An 882-nucleotide genomic window follows, 5' to 3' on the forward strand; every position below is an offset into this window, starting at 1 on the left:
TAGGGGCTGTTGATCTTTGTAGTACATATATCAATCAGCCCACATTGGTAGCCACATCATAGTAAATGCTAAAGCGAGCATTGAATGATAATTTCGTTCAAGCTTTTCATACCGCGTGGCTATCCCTCTATATTGCTTAATACGGCCAAATGCATTCTCAACCAAGTGCCGATATTTATACATGCACCAGTCAATATCTTCATTGCCTACTAAACTGTTGCCCTTACGTGGAATAACGGGTGTAGCGTTATTATCACGAACAAACGCTCTCAGTTTTTCACTGTCGTAGCCTTTATCTGCGACAACCATATTACTTGTTGGGCAATTAGCTACGAGTGACTCTGCATGGACGATATCATGCGTATTTCCACAGGATAATTCATAATAAACAGGCAACCCTCCGCTATCGACTGCAAGATGAATTTTCGTAGAATTTCCACCTCGGCTCTTTCCAATTGATTCATTGTCAGCAGTTCTTGCACCGCAACTATGTTGATGAGCCCTGACAATACTGCCATCAATGAAGACCCAATCCATGTCCGCATCACGAGATAATGCGCGAAACAGTTCATTCAAAATCCCTTTTTTGGACCATAAATTAAACCGTCTGTAGATAGCACTCCAACGGCCAAAATCAGAAGGTAAATCTCGCCATGGAATACCTGTGCGCATCTTATACAGTATGCCTTCGAGCGTTTTTCTATGGTCGGGCTTATTATAAATTCGACCACTTAAGTACATTACTTTTGATAAGACATTCCATGTCCCGTCTGTTAGCATTAATCTTGGCATGTAGGTTCGGTGTAAAGTTTTCTGGCGAATTCAATTATACCTTATCTTCATGCTGTTTGTTTTTCATACCACAAAGATCAACACGCCCTA

At 41.2% G+C, this 882-nt stretch carries 1 protein-coding gene; it reads right to left on the reverse strand.

From position 1 onward, the window contains the following. Positions 1 to 30 precede the first annotated feature (30 nt). Positions 31 to 792, reverse strand: coding sequence for an IS5 family transposase (locus ACTRWE_RS19215; RefSeq protein ID WP_024600859.1), 762 nt, complete (start codon positions 790 to 792; stop codon positions 31 to 33). Between the last annotated feature and the right edge of the window lie 90 nt (positions 793 to 882).

It is taken from the genome of Pseudoalteromonas sp. G5_S1_54_S4, from assembly GCF_054968565.1.